The organism is Terribium retamae, from assembly GCF_022347545.1.
In the GTDB taxonomy this organism is placed as follows: Bacteria; Pseudomonadota; Alphaproteobacteria; order Rhizobiales; family Rhizobiaceae; genus Mesorhizobium; species Mesorhizobium retamae.
The window spans coordinates 89,706-109,110 of the sequence record NZ_JAKREW010000001.1; the positions used below are offsets into that span (position 1 = coordinate 89,706).

Consider the following 19,405-nt stretch of genomic DNA (forward strand, 5'->3'; position numbering starts at 1 on the left):
TGAGGGGCGACGCTATTCGACCTTCATGGCTTCGGTGATGCGAAGCATCATCGCACCCATGCGATCACATTCGGCAGGCGTCGACTGCGCCATCACACGTTCGATCAGCGTCGTGTAGACCCGCAAAGCCTCCATGAGCAGGGTTTCGCCGCTGTCGGTGAGGGTAAGCCGCATCACGCGCTTGTCCTTGGCATCGTTTTCGCGCGCAACCAGACCGCGCGTCTCGAGCTGCGGCAGAAGCATCGTGATGTTGGAGCGCCCCACCAACAACCTGCGAGCGAGATCGTGCTGCGACATGCCGGGATGCCGGTAGAGATTCATCAGCATATCGAGCTGGGCGATCTTCAGATCGAGAGGCTGCAAGGCCTTGGTCAATGCCGCAACCACCGCCTTTTCGGCGCGCACCAAAGCGATCCAGTTACGGAATCGCGGATTGTCCCAGGGCAAGTCTTGTTTTTTGTTCATTCTTGAACTAACATGTTCATGGTTGAACTAATCTGTTGGATCGCCACTATGGCATCATTTGGTTTGAAGGTCATCCGCGGCCTGTTTGGGCTCGGTGAACGCGTTGCCCCCGGTCTTGCAGGTCGCGCCGCGTTCGAAGTGTTCTGCCGAACGCCGAATGTCAACAAGGTGAGTGATGGCGAGCGTCGTGCCATCCACCGAGCCGCCGATTTCATGGCAGGGGCCCGACATCACAGGCTGAAAACAAAGGCCGGATGCGTAGTCGTCCACGAATTTCGCCCCGACGGCGGCAAGGGATCACGCGGTACGATTCTTGCCATCCATGGTTGGCGCTCACGTACCGAATATATGCGCTCACTGATCCAGGGGTTCCTGGAAGACGGTTACAGGGTGGTGTCGCTCGATCTGCCCGGCCATGGCAGTTCGTCCGGACGCCGGCTCAATATGGTCAACGCGGTCGAGGCCGCGCGGCTGGCCGGTGACTGGTTTGGTCCCTTCGTCGCCACCGTTGGACATTCCTTCGGCGGGGCTGTTGCGACCAATGCTGCGGTGGGCTCCGTGAAGGGTTATTTACCGGTCAACACCGAGAAACTTGTGCTGATCGCAGCGCCCAGTTCGATACCGGACCTGTTTGCGGAATTCAGTCAGGTTCTCAATGTCGGTCCGCGCTCGCAGACCGCGATGGCAGGTCGCGTCGAACGCCTTTCCGGACGCCCGCTGAAGGAATTCCAGGGTGGCCGCCAACTCGCGCATGTGCCCGTTCCGACCCTGGTCATCCATGCACCTGACGACAAGGAAGTGTCAGCCAGGCATGCTGATCTCTATGCAAGTGCCGGAGATCATGTTCGCCTGCATTGGGCAAACGGCCTGGGTCATCGCCGGATCCTGGCAGATCCGGATGTTGTCGGCAAAGCCGTCGCTTTCGTTGCTGAACGCACCCGACCCGAACTGGTGCACTGAGAAGCGGCTGCCTATTTTTTGCCTTCAGGGGCTTCGACTGGCAAGCCGGCATCCTTCCAGGCCGTGAAGCCTCCGAGGATATGTTTGACCGGTGTCAGGCCCATATCCTGTGCGGTCTTCGTGGCAAGTGCGGAACGCCAGCCACCGGCGCAGAAGAAAACGAAGCTTTTTCCCGAAGCGAAGTAAGGCTTGTGGTAAGGGCTCTCCGGATCGATCCAGAACTCCAGCATGCCGCGAGGGCAGTGTTTGGCGCCGGGTATGCGGCCGCTTTGCTCGACTTCGCGTGGATCACGCAGGTCGACGAAGACAGTGTCATCATCCTCCAGCAGCGCCGCCGCCGCGTCGGGCGAAACCGCCTCGATCTCGGCATTGGCTTCGTCGAGCATCTGGCGAAACCCTCTTTTCACGACTGTCCTCCGCACAACAACGCCTGAGCGTCCTTTTGAGATTTCCATCACACCACGGATGCTTTGTCACGGTTCAAGCTGTTTATCGGCATAGGCCTTATCCACCAAGGGCTGGAAGGCTGCCATGGCCCCTTTGGCCACTGCGTCCAACGCCTCTCGGGATGCGCCATCGCGCGCGATGATCGACATGCCATGCTGGGTCGTGGCGTAGAACAGGGCCGCAGCATCGCAGTCGAAACCGGCGGGCAGGTCGCCCTCGGCTATCCCCCGCTGAAATCGGGACCGCAACGCATCTATGTTTTCCGCGCGGCGTCGCCGCAAATCCGCACAGATCCTTCCGGAGCTGGAATCCTGATGCAATGCGCCAAGCGCAATCAGGCAGCCCTGCGGCAAATCGGTTCTTGAATAGGCTTTGACCGTGGCATTGAGGAAATCTTGCGTCGCTGCACGCGCAGTCGATGCTTTTTCGATCGCTTCCCAGATTTCCGTGCCGATCACCTTGGTGTAGTGCGCTATTGCCTCAAGAAAGAGATCCTCTTTACTGCCGAATGCGGCGTAAAGGCTGGGACAGCCAATTCCCATCGCTGCGGTCAGGTCATTCAGCGATGCGCCTTCGTAGCCTTTTTTCCAGAACACCTGCATGGCCCGTTCAAGGGCTTCGGTGCGATCAAAACTGCGTGGCCGTCCACGATCCGCCATGGGAGTCTCATTTCTGTATCAATCAGTACATAAATGCCTTGACGGCCTCGCGCAACCTTGCCAGATATTCTGTATCGATCGATACAGAAAGGATATATCGATGACTTCTAGCAAATTGCACGGCAAGGCAGCCCTGGTGACTGGCGGCAGCCGGGGTATCGGCGCAGCCATTGCCCGTCGGCTTGCCGCTGAAGGTGCGGATGTGGCGATCACCTATGTCAGCGGTGCGGAAAAGGCCGAAGCGGTCGTGGCTGAGATCGAGGCGAGCGGTCGCCGTGCAGTGGCGATTAAGGCAGATAACCGCGATGCCGACGCCGTCGAACGTTCGGTCAAGGAGGCGGCCAAGGCCTTGGGGCGTCTGGATATCTTGGTCAACAGCGCCGGCATTTGGCGCGCTGAACCGGTGGACAGTCTTTCGCTTGCCGACTTCGACGAATCGATCGAAGTGAACCTGCGCGCGCCGTTCGTGGCGTCGAAGGCCGCGGCTTCCTTGATGGGCGAGGGTGGTTCGATCATCTCTATTTCGAGCAACCTGGCTGACCGCGTCACCGACCCAGGCTTGGCTGCCTATTCCGCCAGCAAAGCCGGCTTGGTGGGCCTGACCAAGGCGTTGGCACGCGACCTGGGATCTCGTGGCATCACCGCCAACATCGTTAATCCTGGCTCGACAGATACCGACATGAACCCGGCTGACGGGCCACATGCAGAACACCAGCGCCAGAAAATGGCGACACCGCGCTTCGGCGACGCATCGGAAATCGCCAGTCTCGTCGCCTGGCTTGCTGGGCCTGAAAGCCGATTCGTTACGGGTTCTGCCTTCACCATCGATGGTGGCGCCAATATCTGACGCAACCGCTTTTGCACCGGTTTCGTTGTTGTGGCGGTGCGGAACGTTTCCGCGCTGCCACACTGCTCATATAGAAGTGATCGGCAGATATCGCCTTGTTTAACGAAGGCTTAAACAAATGCGCGTGAAACGCTATCATCCCGTTACAGAGCCGCAACGCGAATGATTGGAACATCCGCAGCGGAATTCGGAGCCCGAAGACGGGTCGGAGAGGGTGATCCATGAAATCGTTCGCGAAGAGATCCGCGCTATTGTCGTTTGCGGCTTTGGCCGCGACGCTGGCGGGATCTCCTCACGCTAGTGCCGAAAATCTGTTCGATATGCTTTTTGGTGGCGGTGTCCGCCACGGACCGCCTTCGATGCGCGACGGCGGGTATAACGATCCTTACAGGAGGCCTGCAAAGCGCAGCGAGTTTCCACCGCCGCCGAATACGCGGAAAGCGGCGGCCATCGCCAAGATTACGGGGCCGACATACAATACTTACAAGGCCGATCCCCTGGTGAAGGTCGACTTCTCGTCCTTGTCGGCAGCCCCTCAAAACGCCGCCTTTGAACCGGCACAGGCGAGCGACGCCTTCCATGAGAGCTTGGCTTCTTTGGCCGATTACGATTTGCGTGCCGAAGCGGCAAACGCGAAAGCACTGATCGCTTACTATGGTGTCAATCCCGGTTTCATCTGGGTTACAGATGCGGAGCCGAACGAACGTGCCAGACAGGCGATGCGTGTGCTGGGCGATGCCGCAACCTATGGCCTGGCACCGCAGGATTATCTGGTCGATGTGCCGGCGCCCACGTCCGTCGATCCGGCGGAACGCGCCAAGGAGATGATCCGGTTCGAGATGGCGTTATCGGCACGTGTGCTGCGTTACATCGACGACGCACAGGACGGCCGCATCGATCCGAACCGTATCTCCGGCTATTACGATTTCCCCGCTAAGCCGCTCGATCGGGAAGGCGCCCTCAAGACGCTCGCGCGCACGCAGGAGGTCGCCACCTATCTGGAGTCGCGTCACCCGCAAAATGCTGAATATCAAGCACTGCGGGTCGAACTCGAAGCGCTGAAGGCGAGCGAGGAGAACGAAATCGTCGTTGACTCCAAGCTGAAGCTGAAGCCGGGTGAAACCAGCCCGGAATTGCCCAAATTACTGTCGCTGATCGCGCGCGATCTCGATGACGACATGGGTGGAGAATACGGTGAGGTGTTGGCCAGCCTGGTCACCAGCGAGACTTATGTTCCGGAATTGGTCCCCGTCATCAAGGCCGCGCAGAAGAAGGCCGGGGAGAAGGATGACGGCGTCGTCGGACCACGCACGGTGGCTGCACTCGCCGGCGCTTCGAAGGCAGATCGCATCGCCAAGGTGCAATATGCGCTCGAGGAACTGCGCTGGCATCCGTCTGACCTTGGAGATCCGCGCGTCTTCATCAACCAGCCGTCCTTTAGTGCGAGCTACATCGAAGGCGGCCAAGAGAAACTGAAGATGCGGACGGTTATCGGCAAGGTCGCTAACCAGACCAGTTTCTTTTACGACGAGATCGAACAGGTCGACTACAACCCTTATTGGGGTGTTCCGCAGTCAATCCTGGTCAACGAAATGCTGCCACGGCTGCGCCGGGATCCTGGTTATCTCGACCGCGCCGGTTACGAAGTGACGGATTCACGCGGCAAGCGCATTCCATCTTCGGCGGTCAACTGGGGCGCCTATGGTGCAAAAATCCCCTACAACGTCCGTCAGCAGCCGAGTGAGGCCAATTCGCTGGGGGAACTGAAGATCCTGTTCCCCAACAAGCATGCCATCTACATGCATGACACCCCTCAGAAGGCGTTCTTCCAGCGCGACAACCGCGCATTGAGCCACGGCTGTGTACGACTGCAGGACCCACGCGGCATGGCTGCCGCCGTGCTCGGCACATCGGTCGATTATGTTGCCGGCAAGCTTGCCAAAGGGCATTCGTCCGAGAAGGTAAGCCGCAAGATCCCGGTCTATGTCGCCTACTTCACCGCCTGGCCCGATCTATCTGGAAAGGTTGAGTTCTTCGACGACGTCTATGGCCGCGACGACCGCCTGCGGCAGGCACTGGAAGCAGTTGCTGCCGTGCGTGGGCCGGTGAGCTAGAGCATTTTGAGCCAAGTGGAATCACTTGGCGTTACAAGAATGCGGCGAAAAACAAAACTTAGAGCGTTTCCACGTTTTCCGTGAAAACGGAACGCTCTAAGACGTTCAGCCTCGTTGTCGCGGCTGACGAGCGCGGTCGGCTCACCCCGATGGTGTTTCGATCCGGTGTGACCACTCTTCGGTTTGGCCTGAAGCCAGCCTGGCGGCAGCCAGCCGCCTCCAACTATCTGTCAGACCCGGTAGGGCTGCCAGCTCGGCCAATGCGGGTCGATTCATGCGATCATGATAGAGAAGGTGAGACACACGGGCGATCGTCCACTGTGGATGTGGCCGCGCAATCAATGTGGCGCGAGTTCCCGCAGCGATTGCCCCGGCCTCAACTACCCTGAAATACCAGCCGCTGCGCCCAGTATCCTGTACGCGACGTGCCATATCGGGGAGATCGAAACGCACATTGAGTTTCCAGCAAGGCTGTCTGCCCTGGCTCACTTCCAACAATGCTTGACCCAACTTCCAGCGGTCGCCGAGGCAGAAATCGGCCTCCGTAGCATTGTCGATGACCAGATTTTCTCCGAAAGCACCGGCACGGAAACGGTCGGCACGACATGGCAATTCGACGGCCCAAAGCGGCATATGTGATCTGGCGTAGGCGTGAATCGCCTTGTTCGGGCCGCCATGCAGCCTGCGGTCGCCTTGCTCGTCGCCGTCGAGGCCGAACTGCCCAGCGTGTATTGCCCCTTGAACAGGCTGCTTGTCTATCGCGCTGAATTTTCCTGCAGGACCGTAGGGAACCGCCTTTCCAACACGGATTTCAGCCAAATCAAAGCTGCTCACGGCGGGGCCTCGATCGAATTCTTGTATCGAGATTATTCTGGTCGTCGAAACGACGCCTCATCAAGCCGCCAACGCCCGCAAAGCAATGGCCCATAGGTATGTTGATGCGGCCGATATGATCGATCCGATGCCGTAACTGGAAGATTTTTCGAAACTGCCTGCTAGGTAAGCGGAATGGTGGGCGATGTAGGGATTGAACCTACGACCCCACCCGTGTGAAGGGTGTGCTCTCCCGCTGAGCTAATCGCCCGCTCCATGCCCGAAGGCCAAGCGCGCCGCGATATAAAGTGGGTGATAGATGGAAGTCAACGTGCGTTCTGCGCTTCCCTGGTGGGAAAGTGCGGATACGGCAAAAGTTTTTTCAGCGCGCCGCCACCATCAGTTTTTCGACAAGGGCTGGGGTCAGCTCATCGAAGTGCGAGATGACGACCGAAGGCTCGAATTCGCTGACATGGCGGTCGGTGTAGCCGAAATCGACCGCGACCACCGGGATCCCGGCTGCCTTTGCCGTATCGATATCGGTTTGCGAATCGCCGACCATGACGGCCCGTTCCGGATCGCCGCCGGCGAGGGCGATGGTTTCGAGCAGATGGCGCGGATCCGGCTTTCGGAAAGCAAAGGTGTCCTGGCCGGCGATCGCGGCGAAATGCCCCTTCAGGCCAAGCGCTTCGATCAAGGCCTTTGAATTCGCTTCATATTTGTTGGTGCAGACCGCAAGAACATAGCCCGCCGCTTCCAGCCGGCCGATTGCATCGACAACGCCCGGATAGGGCAGGGACTTGCCCGGAATGTTCTGCGTGTAGTGGGTCATGAAAAGACCGAGCAAGCGGTCGAGTTCTTCTACCGCCAATGCTCTGCGCTGTGCTGCATAGGCGCGCTCGATCATGACGCGTCCGCCCTGGCCGACAAAGCGCTTGAAGCCGATATAGTCCACGCTCTCCAGCGCGCCGTCGAGCAGGCTGTGGTTCAGGCTGTCGAGCAGATCCGGCGCAGTGTCGACAAGCGTTCCGTCGAGGTCGAAAACGATGATGGGGCGCTTCATGGTCCAGTCCGTGGTTGCGGTCGCAGCAGGCGATAACTGTTCGCCGGCTCCGATACAAGCAGTGTACTGGCCAAAGCCTAATGCGCCGCGACCAGATGGCCACCGCCGGCATCCAGCAGCTGCAGTTTCGCCGGTGGGTCGCCAATCCGGCGAATCGGACTTGCGATCTCGCTGTCCAGTCTGGCGAAGCGCGCTCTTCGACGAGCGGGATCCGGCACCGGCACCGCCTCGATCAGCCGCTTCGTATAGGGATGTCGGGGATTGTCGAAGATCTGGTCACGCGTCCCCATCTCCACGATCTGGCCGAGATACATGACCGCCACCTTGTCGGAAATATTCTCGACCACAGCCATGTCGTGGGAAATGAAAAGATAGGCGACACCGAACTCGTTCTGCAGTTCCCGGAGCAGCTTCAGCACCCGGGCCTGGACTGAAACGTCGAGTGCCGAGACACTTTCGTCGGCGATGATCAGCTTTGGCCTGAGCGCCAGTGCGCGTGCGATGCAGATGCGCTGGCGCTGTCCGCCTGAGAACTCATGCGGATAACGCTCCATCTGGTCGGCGGTGAGGCCCACGCGCTCGAAAAGTGCTGCGACGCGGTCTACTCGTTCTTTTGGCGTGCCGATGCCATGGATGAGCAACGGCTCCGCCACCAGATCGCCGACGCGCATGCGCGGATCGAGAGAGGCGTAGGGGTCCTGGAAGATCATCTGGACGTCGCGGCGAACCGCCTTGCGTTCATCGCGGCTTAGCCCCGCAAGATTGCGTCCACCGACAGCAATGTCGCCGCTATAGGGCAGAAGTCCGGCCAATGCCTTGGCGGTGGTGGATTTGCCGCAGCCGGATTCGCCCACCAGAGACAGCGTCTCGTTCGGTGCGATCGAAAAATTCACCCCTTCCACGGCGTGGACGCGACGGGTGACGCGACCGAAGAAACCCCCATGCAGGTCAAAACGCACATGGAGGTCATGTACTTCCGCAACAGCGACTGGCTTGACTTGCTCGTCCGGTTGGGCCGGCATTGCAGCCCGTCCGGCGCCCATCCTGGGGACGGCGGCGAGCAATTCGCGCGTGTAGTCGACCTGGGGACGCTCGAAAATGTCGGAGATGGTTCCTTCTTCGACCATGCGGCCGTTGCGCATGATGATGACCCGATCTGCCATTTCGGCAACGACGCCCATGTCGTGTGTGATCAGGATGACGGCAGTGCCTTGCTCACGCTGCAGGTCACGCAGCAACTCCAGCACTTCGCCCTGTACCGTAACATCGAGCGCCGTGGTCGGTTCGTCGGCGATCAACACATCCGGCTTCAAGGCCAGCGCCATGGCTATCATGACACGCTGGCGCATGCCGCCGGAAAGCTCGTGCGGGAATTGCTTCAGCCGGCTCTCGGCTTCCGGAATTCGAACGGCCTTCAGCGCTTCGATAGCGCGCGCTCGCGCTGGACTGCCGCTCAGACTTGTGTGGGCTTCGATCGCCTCGATAAGCTGGCGTCCGATCGACAGCACAGGGTTGAGCGATGTCATCGGTTCCTGGAAGATCATCGCGACGCGGTTGCCACGGATGGTCTGCATGCGTTTTTCGCTCAAAGTCGTGAGATCGAGATCGCCGAGCAGAATTGAGCCAGCCGAAACACGCGCCTGTGGCTGGGGCAGCAGGCCCATCACGGCCAGCGAACTCATCGACTTGCCCGAGCCGGATTCACCGGCGATGCACAGCGTTTCGCCGCGCGTGAGCACGAAGGAGAGGTCGGACACAACCGCACGCTCGCCTTCATCTCCGCGCACCGAAACGGTGAGGCCGGAGACCGAAAGCACCGGATTGTCCATAACAGGCGCGGCGGTCGCCGCGCCTGAACTTGTATCGGCTGCTGCAGTCATTCGAATACGCAACGCGGGAAGTAGAACGACACCACCCAGTTCGGCATGTCGACGATCTCGCTGATGCGCAGATCACCGCAGACCGAAACCAGCATGTAGGCGTCGACTGGATCCATCTGATAGCGGGCAGCGAGCAGGTCGACCATCTGGGCGACAGCTTCCTTGGCGCCGGTCATCAGGTCAGGCCCGATGCCCGTCGTCACCTCGTAGCCCTTGGCGTCGAGATGGCGCGTGACCGGACCGGGCGTGGTGAAGCGCGGCGTCTTCAGCCGGGCGTCCTTGACCAGATCGAGCGTGAGCACGACATCCATCGGGCTCTCGATCGCGGTACCGCAGACTTCGCCGTCGCCCTGTGCGGCATGCGTGTCGCCTACGGAGAACAGCGCACCGGCCACTTCCACGGGAAGATAGAGCGTGGTGCCTGCGGCGAGGTCGCGAATGTCGAGATTGCCGCCGACACGGCGTGGCGGCACCACCGAATGCAGTCCTTTTTCCGCCGGCGCATTGCCGATTGTGCCGGCGAAAGGTTTCAGCGGTACGCGGCCATTCTTGCCGAATAGCGCGGGTTCCAGCGAGTTCGGATCATATTTCCAGATGGCCAGCGCCGGGTCCTTGAAGTCGTCGGCGAGTAGGCCGAAACCCGGAATGTTGGCCGTCCAGCCGAAGCCGGACGGTTTGAATTGCTCGATGGTGATCTTCAGAGCGTCGCCGGGCTCGGCGCCCTCGACATAGATCGGCCCGGTGACCGGGTTGATCTTGCCGAAGTCGAGCTTGGCGATGTCCGTGACCGTGCTGTCGGGCTGCAACTGACCGCCGGACGAGTCCAGGCAGTTGAACTCGATGGTCGAGCCGGGTTTCACCCGCTCTGCCGGGGCGAAGGAATTGTCCCAGCCGAAGTGATGATGACGCCCGTGGATCGTGTAGTTGCAGTTATTGCACATCGTTCACATACACATAGTCGTAGTTGATCGGGATATGGACCGGGTCGACATAGAGCTTGTCGTCGCCTGCCATGCGCGGCGAGCGCATGGTGAAACGCTGCTCGTTGAAGACCGGAGCCCAAGGCGCGTCCTCCATGACCTTGGCGTAGATTTCGCCCCACAGCTTGTAGCGTTCGTCCGCCTTGGTCGGGTCGACGATCGAGTCCGCCGTTGCGGCTTTGGCGTCAAGGTCCTTGTTGCAATACCAGGCCCAGTTCCAGCCACCCTGAACTGCCCCGCCGCAGCCGAGGATCGGGCCGTAGAAGTTGGACGGATCCGGGAAGTCTGCGATCCAGGCCATGCCGCCGGACCAGATCATGGGCGCACCGGCCTTGTCGCCGCCCGCCGCGATCACGTTGGCCTGCGCCAGCGACTGGATCGAGGCCTTTATGCCGATGGCAGCCAGGTCCTGCTGGATCGCTTGGGCGATACGCGGGTTGGGGTCGGTATTCATCACAAAGAGCTGCGTCTCGAAACCATCAGCATGACCGGCTTCGCCGAGCAGTGCCTTTGCCTTCTCGACATCGTATTTGTAGCCGGCGAAGTTCTTGTCGTAACCGGGCATCGAAGGCGGCAATGGCTGGTTGGCCGGCACCGCGCGGTTGTTGATGATCTTGACGATGCGTTCCTTGTTGATGGCCATATTGACTGCCTGACGCACCTTCACATTGTCGAAAGGAGCCATGGTGGTGTTCATGGTGATGTAGCCGGTCTGGAGCTGGCCACCCTCGACCACGCGCGCCTTCTGTGCCGGATCGGCCATGACTTCCTGGAATTTGGCCGGCGGAATGCCGTCGCCCGGCACGTCGACTTCGCCCTTCTGCAGGCGCAGCAGCGCCACGATCGGCTCCTGACCGATCTCGAAGGTGATCTTGTCGAGATAGGGCAGGCCTTTGTGCCAGTAGTCGGCATTGCGCTCGAAGACGAGGCGTTGGCCGAGCGTCCATTCGCCGAGTTTGTAAGCGCCAGTGCCCACCGGGTGTTTGCCGAAGTCGGCACCATATTTCTCAACCTCTTCCTTCGGCACCACGTGACTGAAATTGATGGCCATCACGTGCAGGAAGGTGGCGTCGGGCCGTGACAGTTCGATCTTGACGGTTGTCGGATCGACCACGACCACACCGGAAAGGCTTTCCGCCTTGCCGCCCGCGACATCCTCATAACCCTTGATCGAGGCAAAGAATCCGGCGCCGGGGCTCTGCGTCTTCGGATTGGTGACCCGGTCGAGCGAATATTTGACGTCGTCTGCCGTCATTTCACGACCGTTGTGGAATTTCACGCCCTTGCGCAGCTTGAACGTGAACGCCGTGCCGTCCGGAGAAATCTCGTAGCTTTCAGCCAGTTCGGGCCGCAGGTTGGTCGTGCCAGGTTCATAGTCCATCAGGCCGTCGAACAGGCTCTTGATCATCGACCAGTTCTGCCAGTCGTAGCCGATTGCCGGGTCGAGCGTCGCAACGTCATCCTTGTAGGTGATGGTGATGGCGCCGCCCTGCTTGGCATTCGGATCGAGCTTCTCTTCAGCCGATGCCGGCATCAGGCCGAGCATCAGGGCCAGCGCCGAGGTCGCTACGGTTGAGGTCAGATATCTCTTCACGTTCTGTTCCCTTCTCTTTGTTGTGGTTGCTGTTGTCAGCGCAGCTTGATGCGCGGATCGATGAATGGAGCGACGATGTCGGCAAGCAGGTTGCCCAGCACGATGGCGCAAGCCGAAACCAGCGTCACACCCATGATGATTGGGATGTCGACGCGCTGGATAGCCTGCCAGGCAAGCTGTCCGATGCCAGGCCAGCCGAACACGCTTTCCACTACGACGATGCCGCTCATGAACAGGCCAATATCGATGCCGATCATGGCGACGACCGGCAGGATGGCGTTGGGCAGCGCGTGGCGAAACAGGATGGCGCGGCGCGCCAGTCCTTTGGCGCGAGCGGTGCGGATGTAATCCTGGCGCAGGACGTCGATCATCGACGAACGCATCATGCGCGAATACCAGCCGGCGCCGAGGATACCGAGCGTAAGCGAGGGCAGCACCGCATGCCGCCAGGTGCCGTACCCCCCGATCGGGAACCAGCCGAGTTGGACAGCGAAGACATAAAGCAGCAGCAGGCCAACCACGAATTGTGGCGCCGAGACCCCGATGAAGGAGCCAACCATCAGGGTCTGGTCGGTAACGCTGCCGCGTTTGACGGCTGCAATCAATCCCATGGTCAGGCCGATCGCCAGTTCGCACAGGATTGCGCCCGCCATCAGGATGAGGCTTGCCGGCAGGCGCGAGACGATCAGTTCCGTGACTTCGGAGCGCTGGATATAGGAACGTCCGAGATCGCCCGACAGCAGATTGGTGAGATAGTTCCAGTACTGCACGACAAAAGGCTGATCGAGGCCGAGCTGCTGGCGGATGCTTTCCACCGTCTGCGGCGTGGCGCTGCGGCCCGCGATCTGGCGAACCGGGTCTGCCGGCAGCAGATAGAGCAGGGCGAAGGTGATGATCGAAACGCCGAGCAGGATGAGTGCGGCCTGGATCAGGCGCCGTGTGAGATAGGCGATCATGCGCGGCCCCTTTGCGTCGGGTCGAGAATGTCGCGCAGTGCATCGCCGACCAGATTGAAGGCAAGCGCCAGAGCCAGGATGGCCGCACCGGGGAAGAAGACCAGCCAGGGGGCTGCCTGAAAGTAGGTCTGGTTCTCGAAGATGATGTTGCCCCAGGAGGCCGTTGGCGGCTGCACCCCGATGCCCAGATAGGACAACGTAGCCTCCAGCAACACCGTGGTCGAGATACCCAGCGTACCCCACACGATGATGGTCGGCAGGAGATGCGGCAGGATATGGCGGAACAAGATGCGCGGCGTGCCGGCGCCGATGGTGCGTTCAGCGTCGATGAATTCGCGTTCGGCCAACGAGCTGGTTTCGGTAAAGACGATGCGCGCTGTCTGGACCCAGTTCACCAGCGCGATGACCATGGCAACGATCCACAGGCTCGGTTGGAAGACGGCTGCCAGGCAGATGGCGAGCAGCAGCGCTGGAAAAGCCATCATGAGATCAGTGAAGCGCATCAATGCGCCGCCGATCCAGCCGCGGAAATAACCGGCGGTCACTCCCACCAAGGTGCCTATCAAAAGGGCTGCTCCATTGGCGACGACGCCGATGATCAGCGAAGTGCGGGCACCATAGAGGATGCGGGTCAGGAGATCGCGCCCGAGCAAGTCCGTGCCCAGCCAGAACGCGGCGTTGGGTGGCAGCGGCGCTCCCTCGAGCGTCAATCCGTCGAACAGCTGCTCGTTGGGATCGTAGGCCGTCAGCCACGGTGCGAAGACCGCCCCGAGGACCGTGATGGCGATGATGATCAAGCCAATAACGGCGAGGGGACGCTTCAGCAGCAAGCCAAGCACGCCAGGCCGGCGTTTCACGGGCATACGCGATGCGGCCTGTGCGTCAGGCGCGATGGGATTGGTCAATGCCGCCCTCCTTTTCGGTCATGGCGACAACCCGCCGGGCAGCTTCTTCGAGGTGCACCTGCCAGCCCATCGCGAGGGAGCGCAGTTGCGCATAGGCGCGCTCGTCGTCGATCCCCTGGCTGGACAGCGCAGCCACCGCGCGCACGATGGTCTGGCGTTCGGCCACACGCGCCTGCAGCATCGCAATCTCGTCGGCCAGACGACGGCGTGCCGCGAAACTCTGGCGGGCAATCAGCAATGCGGAATAGACGCCCGAATTGCCGACAGGTTTCAGGAGTTGCGCGTCAGCATTGTGCGACAGCGCCCATTCGATGCGGCCTGGCGCTTCTGAGCCGATCAAGGCGATGATCGGTATCGGTGCTTCCCCTGGCGCCCAGGGAAATTGCTCGTCGAAGCCGAGATCGACATCGAAGAAGACGAAGTCTGCGCCGAGGGCTTCCGGCGGGAGTTCCGGCCAGCAGTCGATCGCGGAAAGACCAATGGCCGAGAGCTGGCGGATGATGGCGGTAAGGTTGGCATGTGGCCGATGCAGAACGAAAGCTTTCGCGCCGCCCAGGATCGGGATGCGGGTGGCGCGCTTCATGACACCACCTTGAGCCTGCGGCGGCCGAAGACCTTGCTGCGATCGTAACGCGACAGATAAGGATCCGGGTCGACAGCTCTGGTAATACTGACTTTTTCGAAGCCGTTATCCACGATACGACCGATCTGCACAGGTAGCGTTGCGTGCTGTGTCTGAGGGTCGATATTGATCGTCCCGAACGGTGTGTTGAAGCTGCTGCTCGCAAAGGCAGCGGACAACTCGCTCGGACTGGCGTCGCCGCCGGCTGCCAAGATGCAGGCGAGAATTTTCACCGAAGCGTAGGCGGAGGCCTGGAAGGAAGAGGGCCGCGACCCGCCATTTTCCGGTTGGCCAACCAACCAGACTTCTTTGGCCGAAGCATCGTGGAAATAAGGGCCGGCGGAGAGGTGACCGTTACCGGCCGAACCGATGGCGGGCAACTCGCATTCGGTCAGGTTGCAGGAAATGATCGGGCAGTGCTCGGGTGTGAAATGATCGTCTTGACGCGACAGTTCTGCGTAGGCCTGGAAGAAGGCGTAGGATGAAGGGCCGATCAGATTGTTGAGAATGAAATTCGGCCGTATCGCGCGGATCTCATGGATCAGTCGCGCTACATCGGTTTCCCCTAGCGGCAGATAGCGTTCGCCAAGCACGCTTCCGCTGGCGTCTGCAATCAAATCGCGTGCAACACGGTTGGTTTCCCAACCCCAGATGTAGTTTGAACCCGTTAGGAAGCCGTTGGGTCCGTAAAGGGGGATGACGTGCCCGAGCAAAGGTACGAGATGCTGGTTGGGACAGGCATGCATATAGACCACATGCTCATTGGCCTCGAATCCCTCATAAGGGCAGGCATACCAAAGCGTGCCCCCGGCTTTCTCCAGCGCCGGAATGATTTCCTTGCGACTCCAGGACGTGACCCCGCCGATGATATGGCGAGCGCCTGAGTTGCGCAGGATGTCCTCAGCCAGCGTTGCGTAACGATCGGCGTTGCCTTCCGGGTCCCGTTCGACGGGAATGAATTCGATTGGCGAGAAAGGATCGGCGTTGACGGCGGCAACCGCTTGCATGGTGCCGCGATGGCAGGCTTCCGAGACGAGCCGATAATTCCCGGAACGGGAGTACAGAATGCCGATCTCGACGCGGCGTTTCACCAGCAATGTCCCCCAAAACGAAAATGCCCCGCAGCCATCGCCGTCGGGCGAGGCATACGAGGCACACTTGCCGTCCGGCTGACGAGGCCGGTATTTTGTCCTTAAACTATCCGGTGCTGCCTTGCAGTCAAGAGCGAGGTTGCGGTTTTTCGCCTTATTGGAAGAACAGGCAGCGAGCGCTAGTCGAGCCGATCGCCGTTTTTGACGCGGTACGTAGGTTTGTACATGGTGACGAGCTCTTCCGCAGCGGTCGGATGCACGGCCATGGTCCGATCGAAATCATCCTTTGTCAGGCCAGCCTTGATGGGAATACCTAGGAGTTGCGCCATCTCGCCGGCATCAGGCCCAAGGATGTGTGCGCCTAGCACCTTCCGGCTTGCCGCGTCGACCACTAGTTTCATAAGCATCTTTTCGTCACGCCCGGCCAATGTATGGCGCATAGGCCGGAACGAAGCACGATAAATTTCGAGCTCTTCGAAACGCTTGGAGGCGTCGTCCTCGGAAAGTCCGACCGTGCCGATCTCCGGTTGCGAGAACACCGCCGTGGCGATGGTGTCGTGATCCGGCGAGGTCGGGTTGTTCTTGAAGGCCGTTTCGATGAAACACATGGCTTCATGGATGGCGACCGGCGTCAGCTGGACGCGATTTGTGACGTCGCCCACCGCCCAGATGTTCTCGACATTGGTCCGGGAATATTGGTCGACCATGACGGCGCCTATTGGTGACAGCTCCACGCCGGCCGCCTCAAGGCCAAGCTTTTCTGTGTTGGGCTGGCGGCCGATGGCCAGCATCATCTGATCGACGACAAGCACATCGCCTCCGGTCACCTTTACATCGAGCCGGCCGTCGGGCCGGCGTTTCACCTCTTCCGAAATCGTGCGGCAAAGGATGCGTATTCCTTTCTTTTCCATGGTCTCGTGCAGAGCGCGGCGCAGATCCATGTCGAAGCGGCTCAGGATTTCCGTCCCGCGGTAAATCAAGGTCGTTTCAACGCCGAGGCCATGGAAGATGTTGGCGAATTCGACGGCAATGTAACCACCGCCTTCGATGGCGATCGCTTTTGGCAATCTCTCCAGATGGAACGCCTCGTTGGAGGTGATGCAATGTTCATAACCGGGTAATGCCGGATGCGCGGCAGGGCGGCCACCCGTGGCGATCAAGATCTGATCTGCAGTGACGGTACGGTTTTCAGCCTCGAGCCTGATGGTGTGACGGTCCACGAGCGTGGCACGGGTCTGGAAAGTCTCGCCGCCGGCGCCCTGGACACCTTTGGCGTAAAGCCCTTCCAGCCGTGTGATCTCTCGGTCCTTGTTGGCGATCAATGTCTGCCAGTCGAAGCTCGCTTGTGGAACGCTCCAACCGTAACCGGCCGCATCTTCGAAATGCTCAGGAAACTGGGAAGCGTAGACAAACAACTTCTTCGGTACGCAGCCGCGGATCACGCAGGTGCCACCGAAACGGTACTCTTCGGCAATGCCCACTTTCTTGCCGAGCGCTGCCGACACGCGCGCCGCCCGTACCCCGCCCGAGCCGCCGCCGATAACGAAAAGGTCGTAGTCGTAAGCGCTCATGACGAAAAATCCTGTTCCTTTGCAAAATGCAGGTCAGAGGTAGGCGTCGAATCGCCAAAAGAAAAGCCCGGCCATGGCCGGGCTCTTGATCCAGTCGCGCTGCAAACAGCGGTCAGTTGCCGTTGCCTTCTGCAGGGGCGGTGCCCTCGGCCGGTGCCGTTCCTGCCGGTGCAGTGCCGTCGGTAGGGGTCGGTGTGGGGGCCTTGGCGCCTGCTGCTGCCTGCAGGGCTTCGCCCACTTGCTGTGCAAGGTCGCGGGCGACGCCGTTCTGCCAGATCTCAGCTGCCTTCACCAATTCGCGAGTGACGATCGGGCCGCTGTCCAGCAGCTTCTTGCCGGCCTCGGACTGGTAGAAAGTGGCAATGCTATTCAGATCCTGCTCGGAGAACACCTTGGCGTAGGCGGTCGCGGCCTCCTTTTCCAGATCCGCGCGACGCGAGGCCAGCGCGAGAGCTTTGGCGCTGATCGTCTGCGTGATCAGCTCCTGCAGGTCCGGATTCTTCTGGATAAGCTGTGCCTGCAGGGCGGCGGCGGCTTGCGGCAGGATGCTGTCGAACGGATCAGTCGCCCGAATGGCGCTTACGGCGGCGCGGGCCGCCTTGAGGTGCGATTCGGAAATTTCCTGAGCGAAGGAAGGAGCAGCGAAGGCGACGAGGGCAGCAGTTGCCAGCATCGCGGAAAGACGACGGACCCGGTTATTCAACATCATGATCGGAAAAACTCCCTTGTTTATCGGGCGGCGTGGACAGTTTCGATGCCATCGGCACCTGCAACGACCGCCGCGGACGCCAACCCGATGAAAAGACCGTGCTCAACCACGCCGGGGATGGCGTGAAGGGCAGTCGACAGCGCTCTTGTATTCGGAATGCGGCCAAAAGATGCATCGAGGATGAAATGACCGCCGTCTGTAACAAAAGGCTGGCCCGCCGTCATCCTCAATGTGATCGGGCCGGAAAGGCCGAGTTCGCGTGCGGCCGAGGCAACGGCGATCTCGGTCGCGCGCAGGCCGAAGCGATTGACTTCGATGGGTAGGGGGAAACGCCCGAGCGTGTCCACGAGCTTGGAGCGGTCGGCGATAACGATCATGCGCTGTGAAGCCGCGGCTACGATTTTTTCCCGCAAAAGGGCACCGCCGCCGCCCTTGACCAGCGTGAGTTCGGGATCGATTTCGTCGGCACCATCGACCGTGAGATCGAGTTCAGGCGTCTCTTCGAGTGTCGTCAACGGTACGCCGAGTTCCGTACACAAGGCTGCCGTGCGTTCCGAGGTTGGTACGCCGATTACGGAGAGGCCGGTTGCAACCTTCTCGGCCAGCAACCGCACGAACTCCTCTGCCGTCGAACCGGTGCCGATGCCCAACCGCATGCCATCGGTGACATGGGCAAGGGCTGCCCGTGCGGATTCGATCTTCAACTGCCTGGCATCCATGATCGGAATCCGTGCTCCGCGCCTCGTTGCCCGGGCTCCTAGCATTTTTGTCTACGCGGTCAAAGGGTATGGCGGACAGGGCTTCTATATGGGCGGCGCGCGGCCGATGACGAAGGGAGAGCCATCGAGCAGCCATGCGAGGAAGGGTGGCCACAGCGTTTCGGTGAAGCGCGAGCGGAAGAAACCGAGATGGCCAACAGCACCACCTGCATCTTTGGGGGAAATCCAGCGGCGTTCCACCGGAGCACTCCCATAGTGCTTCATCAGCGAGACGACGGCACGTTCCGTCCCCCAGGGATCGTCAGTCATGCGCAGCGACAGGATCGGTGTGCGCACGTCGATAAACCGTGCTGTTTCCGGAAGTCCAGGATCGTCAAAGAAATAGTCCGGCATCGAGCACCAGCGCGCCCAATCACGGAAAACCGTGGCGGGGATCGGCTCACCCAGGCGCATCCATTTGGGCATATTCCGGAACAGATAGGATAGCGGCACACCAAGTAGAAACATGCGAGGGCCGGCCCACCTGTCGTCGAGGCCACGGTAATAGCCCGACATGACGGCGACCATGCCGTAGCGGGTGAAGCGGCTGGAGATGCCGCTCAAGCCGAGCGCCTGGCCGCCATAAGATTGTCCGACCCCGACCATGGGATGCCCTGGCGCGACCGCATCAAGCGCCTTGGCTGCGGCGGGCATGTCGAGCAACGCCCAATCGGCCATGCCGATGCGTCTCGACCAGTTCTTCGGGCGCGTTGAATCGCCCGTGCCTCGGTAATCATAGATGAGAACGGCGCGTGCGCCCGCCTTGACCGCCGCCGTGGCAAAAGTAGCGTAAAAGCCGCGTGGCACCGCGGTCGCCGACGAAACGAGCATCAGCGGTTTCTGACCCGACCCCTCGAACAGGGTCGCGGCAAGGCGAAAGCCATCCTCTGCATCGAAGGTGAAATCACGCCTTCGCACCTGGCCGGATTCCTCGGTGCTCGTCGAAGATGCATCAGCCATGGTAGATTGTG

The 19,405-nt window shown here is 60.5% G+C and carries 19 protein-coding genes and 1 tRNA gene; 3 read left to right on the forward strand and 17 right to left on the reverse strand.

The window, feature by feature from the left end; all coding sequences use genetic code 11:
• Nucleotides 1–12: 12 nt before the first annotated feature.
• On the reverse strand, nt 13–465 hold the full coding sequence (locus tag L4923_RS00470; protein ID WP_239360829.1) for a MarR family winged helix-turn-helix transcriptional regulator: 453 nt from the start codon (nt 463–465) through the stop codon (nt 13–15).
• Between the two features lie 48 nt (nt 466–513).
• On the opposite strand from L4923_RS00470, the gene L4923_RS00475 reads away from it, so the two are divergent.
• Nucleotides 514–1,425 (forward strand): alpha/beta fold hydrolase, encoded by a 912-nt coding sequence (locus tag L4923_RS00475; protein WP_239360831.1) that lies wholly within the window; start codon nt 514–516, stop codon nt 1,423–1,425.
• A gap of 11 nt (nt 1,426–1,436) precedes the next feature.
• On the opposite strand, the gene L4923_RS00480 is transcribed toward L4923_RS00475, so the two are convergent.
• Together L4923_RS00480 and L4923_RS00485 are read right to left on the reverse strand one after the other, a co-directional pair.
• On the reverse strand, nt 1,437–1,832 hold the full coding sequence (locus tag L4923_RS00480; RefSeq protein ID WP_239360833.1) for a rhodanese-like domain-containing protein: 396 nt from the start codon (nt 1,830–1,832) through the stop codon (nt 1,437–1,439).
• Nucleotides 1,833–1,898: 66 nt separating this feature from the next.
• Nucleotides 1,899–2,531, reverse strand: a complete 633-nt coding sequence (locus L4923_RS00485) for a TetR/AcrR family transcriptional regulator (protein WP_239360835.1) — start codon at nt 2,529–2,531, stop codon at nt 1,899–1,901.
• A gap of 100 nt (nt 2,532–2,631) precedes the next feature.
• Between L4923_RS00485 and L4923_RS00490 the strand changes: the two genes are divergently transcribed.
• A complete protein-coding gene (locus L4923_RS00490) occupies nt 2,632–3,378 on the forward strand; it encodes a 3-oxoacyl-ACP reductase family protein (protein WP_239360837.1) in 747 nt (248 codons plus the stop codon).
• A 221-nt stretch (nt 3,379–3,599) separates the two neighbouring features.
• A complete protein-coding gene (locus L4923_RS00495) occupies nt 3,600–5,492 on the forward strand; it encodes a L,D-transpeptidase family protein (RefSeq protein ID WP_239360848.1) in 1,893 nt (630 codons plus the stop codon).
• Between the two features lie 141 nt (nt 5,493–5,633).
• Here L4923_RS00495 and L4923_RS00500 read toward each other — a convergent pair whose 3' ends face one another.
• From L4923_RS00500 to L4923_RS00565, 14 genes are all read right to left on the reverse strand, one after another.
• Nucleotides 5,634–6,326: an MOSC domain-containing protein gene (locus tag L4923_RS00500; RefSeq protein WP_239360850.1), complete on the reverse strand. Its 693-nt coding sequence runs from the start codon at nt 6,324–6,326 to the stop codon at nt 5,634–5,636.
• 175 nt (nt 6,327–6,501) lie between these two features.
• A tRNA-Val gene (locus tag L4923_RS00505) sits at nt 6,502–6,576 on the reverse strand.
• Between the two features lie 111 nt (nt 6,577–6,687).
• Nucleotides 6,688–7,368 (reverse strand): phosphoglycolate phosphatase, encoded by a 681-nt coding sequence (locus L4923_RS00510; RefSeq protein WP_239360879.1) that lies wholly within the window; start codon nt 7,366–7,368, stop codon nt 6,688–6,690.
• Nucleotides 7,369–7,445: 77 nt separating this feature from the next.
• On the reverse strand, nt 7,446–9,197 hold the full coding sequence (locus tag L4923_RS00515; protein ID WP_425530898.1) for an ABC transporter ATP-binding protein: 1,752 nt from the start codon (nt 9,195–9,197) through the stop codon (nt 7,446–7,448).
• A gap of 47 nt (nt 9,198–9,244) precedes the next feature.
• Nucleotides 9,245–10,189: an acetamidase/formamidase family protein gene (locus L4923_RS00520; protein ID WP_239360894.1), complete on the reverse strand. Its 945-nt coding sequence runs from the start codon at nt 10,187–10,189 to the stop codon at nt 9,245–9,247.
• Nucleotides 10,179–11,774 (reverse strand): ABC transporter substrate-binding protein, encoded by a 1,596-nt coding sequence (locus L4923_RS00525; protein ID WP_239362042.1) that lies wholly within the window; start codon nt 11,772–11,774, stop codon nt 10,179–10,181. Before L4923_RS00525 ends, L4923_RS00520 begins: the two co-directional genes overlap by 11 nt.
• 83 nt (nt 11,775–11,857) lie before the next feature.
• Nucleotides 11,858–12,778, reverse strand: coding sequence for an ABC transporter permease (locus L4923_RS00530; RefSeq protein ID WP_239360897.1), 921 nt, complete (start codon nt 12,776–12,778; stop codon nt 11,858–11,860).
• Nucleotides 12,775–13,641, reverse strand: coding sequence for an ABC transporter permease (locus tag L4923_RS00535; protein ID WP_239362043.1), 867 nt, complete (start codon nt 13,639–13,641; stop codon nt 12,775–12,777). The genes L4923_RS00530 and L4923_RS00535 overlap by 4 nt, the downstream gene beginning before the upstream one ends.
• A gap of 19 nt (nt 13,642–13,660) precedes the next feature.
• A complete protein-coding gene (locus L4923_RS00540; RefSeq protein WP_239360902.1) occupies nt 13,661–14,266 on the reverse strand; it encodes an ANTAR domain-containing response regulator in 606 nt (201 codons plus the stop codon).
• On the reverse strand, nt 14,263–15,396 hold the full coding sequence (locus L4923_RS00545) for a transporter substrate-binding protein (RefSeq protein ID WP_239360904.1): 1,134 nt from the start codon (nt 15,394–15,396) through the stop codon (nt 14,263–14,265). The genes L4923_RS00540 and L4923_RS00545 overlap by 4 nt, the downstream gene beginning before the upstream one ends.
• Before the next feature lie 179 nt (nt 15,397–15,575).
• Complete coding sequence (gene gor / locus L4923_RS00550; RefSeq protein WP_239360906.1) at nt 15,576–16,967, reverse strand: glutathione-disulfide reductase; 1,392 nt, start codon at nt 16,965–16,967, stop codon at nt 15,576–15,578.
• 112 nt (nt 16,968–17,079) lie between these two features.
• Nucleotides 17,080–17,676, reverse strand: coding sequence for a DUF2059 domain-containing protein (locus tag L4923_RS00555; RefSeq protein WP_239360908.1), 597 nt, complete (start codon nt 17,674–17,676; stop codon nt 17,080–17,082).
• Nucleotides 17,677–17,696: 20 nt separating this feature from the next.
• The gene (gene rpiA, locus L4923_RS00560) at nt 17,697–18,395 is read right to left on the reverse strand and encodes a ribose-5-phosphate isomerase RpiA (RefSeq protein WP_239360910.1); all 699 of its coding nucleotides are present in this window, start codon (nt 18,393–18,395) and stop codon (nt 17,697–17,699) included.
• Between the two features lie 84 nt (nt 18,396–18,479).
• Nucleotides 18,480–19,394 (reverse strand): alpha/beta hydrolase family protein, encoded by a 915-nt coding sequence (locus tag L4923_RS00565; protein ID WP_425530899.1) that lies wholly within the window; start codon nt 19,392–19,394, stop codon nt 18,480–18,482.
• Between the last annotated feature and the right edge of the window lie 11 nt (nt 19,395–19,405).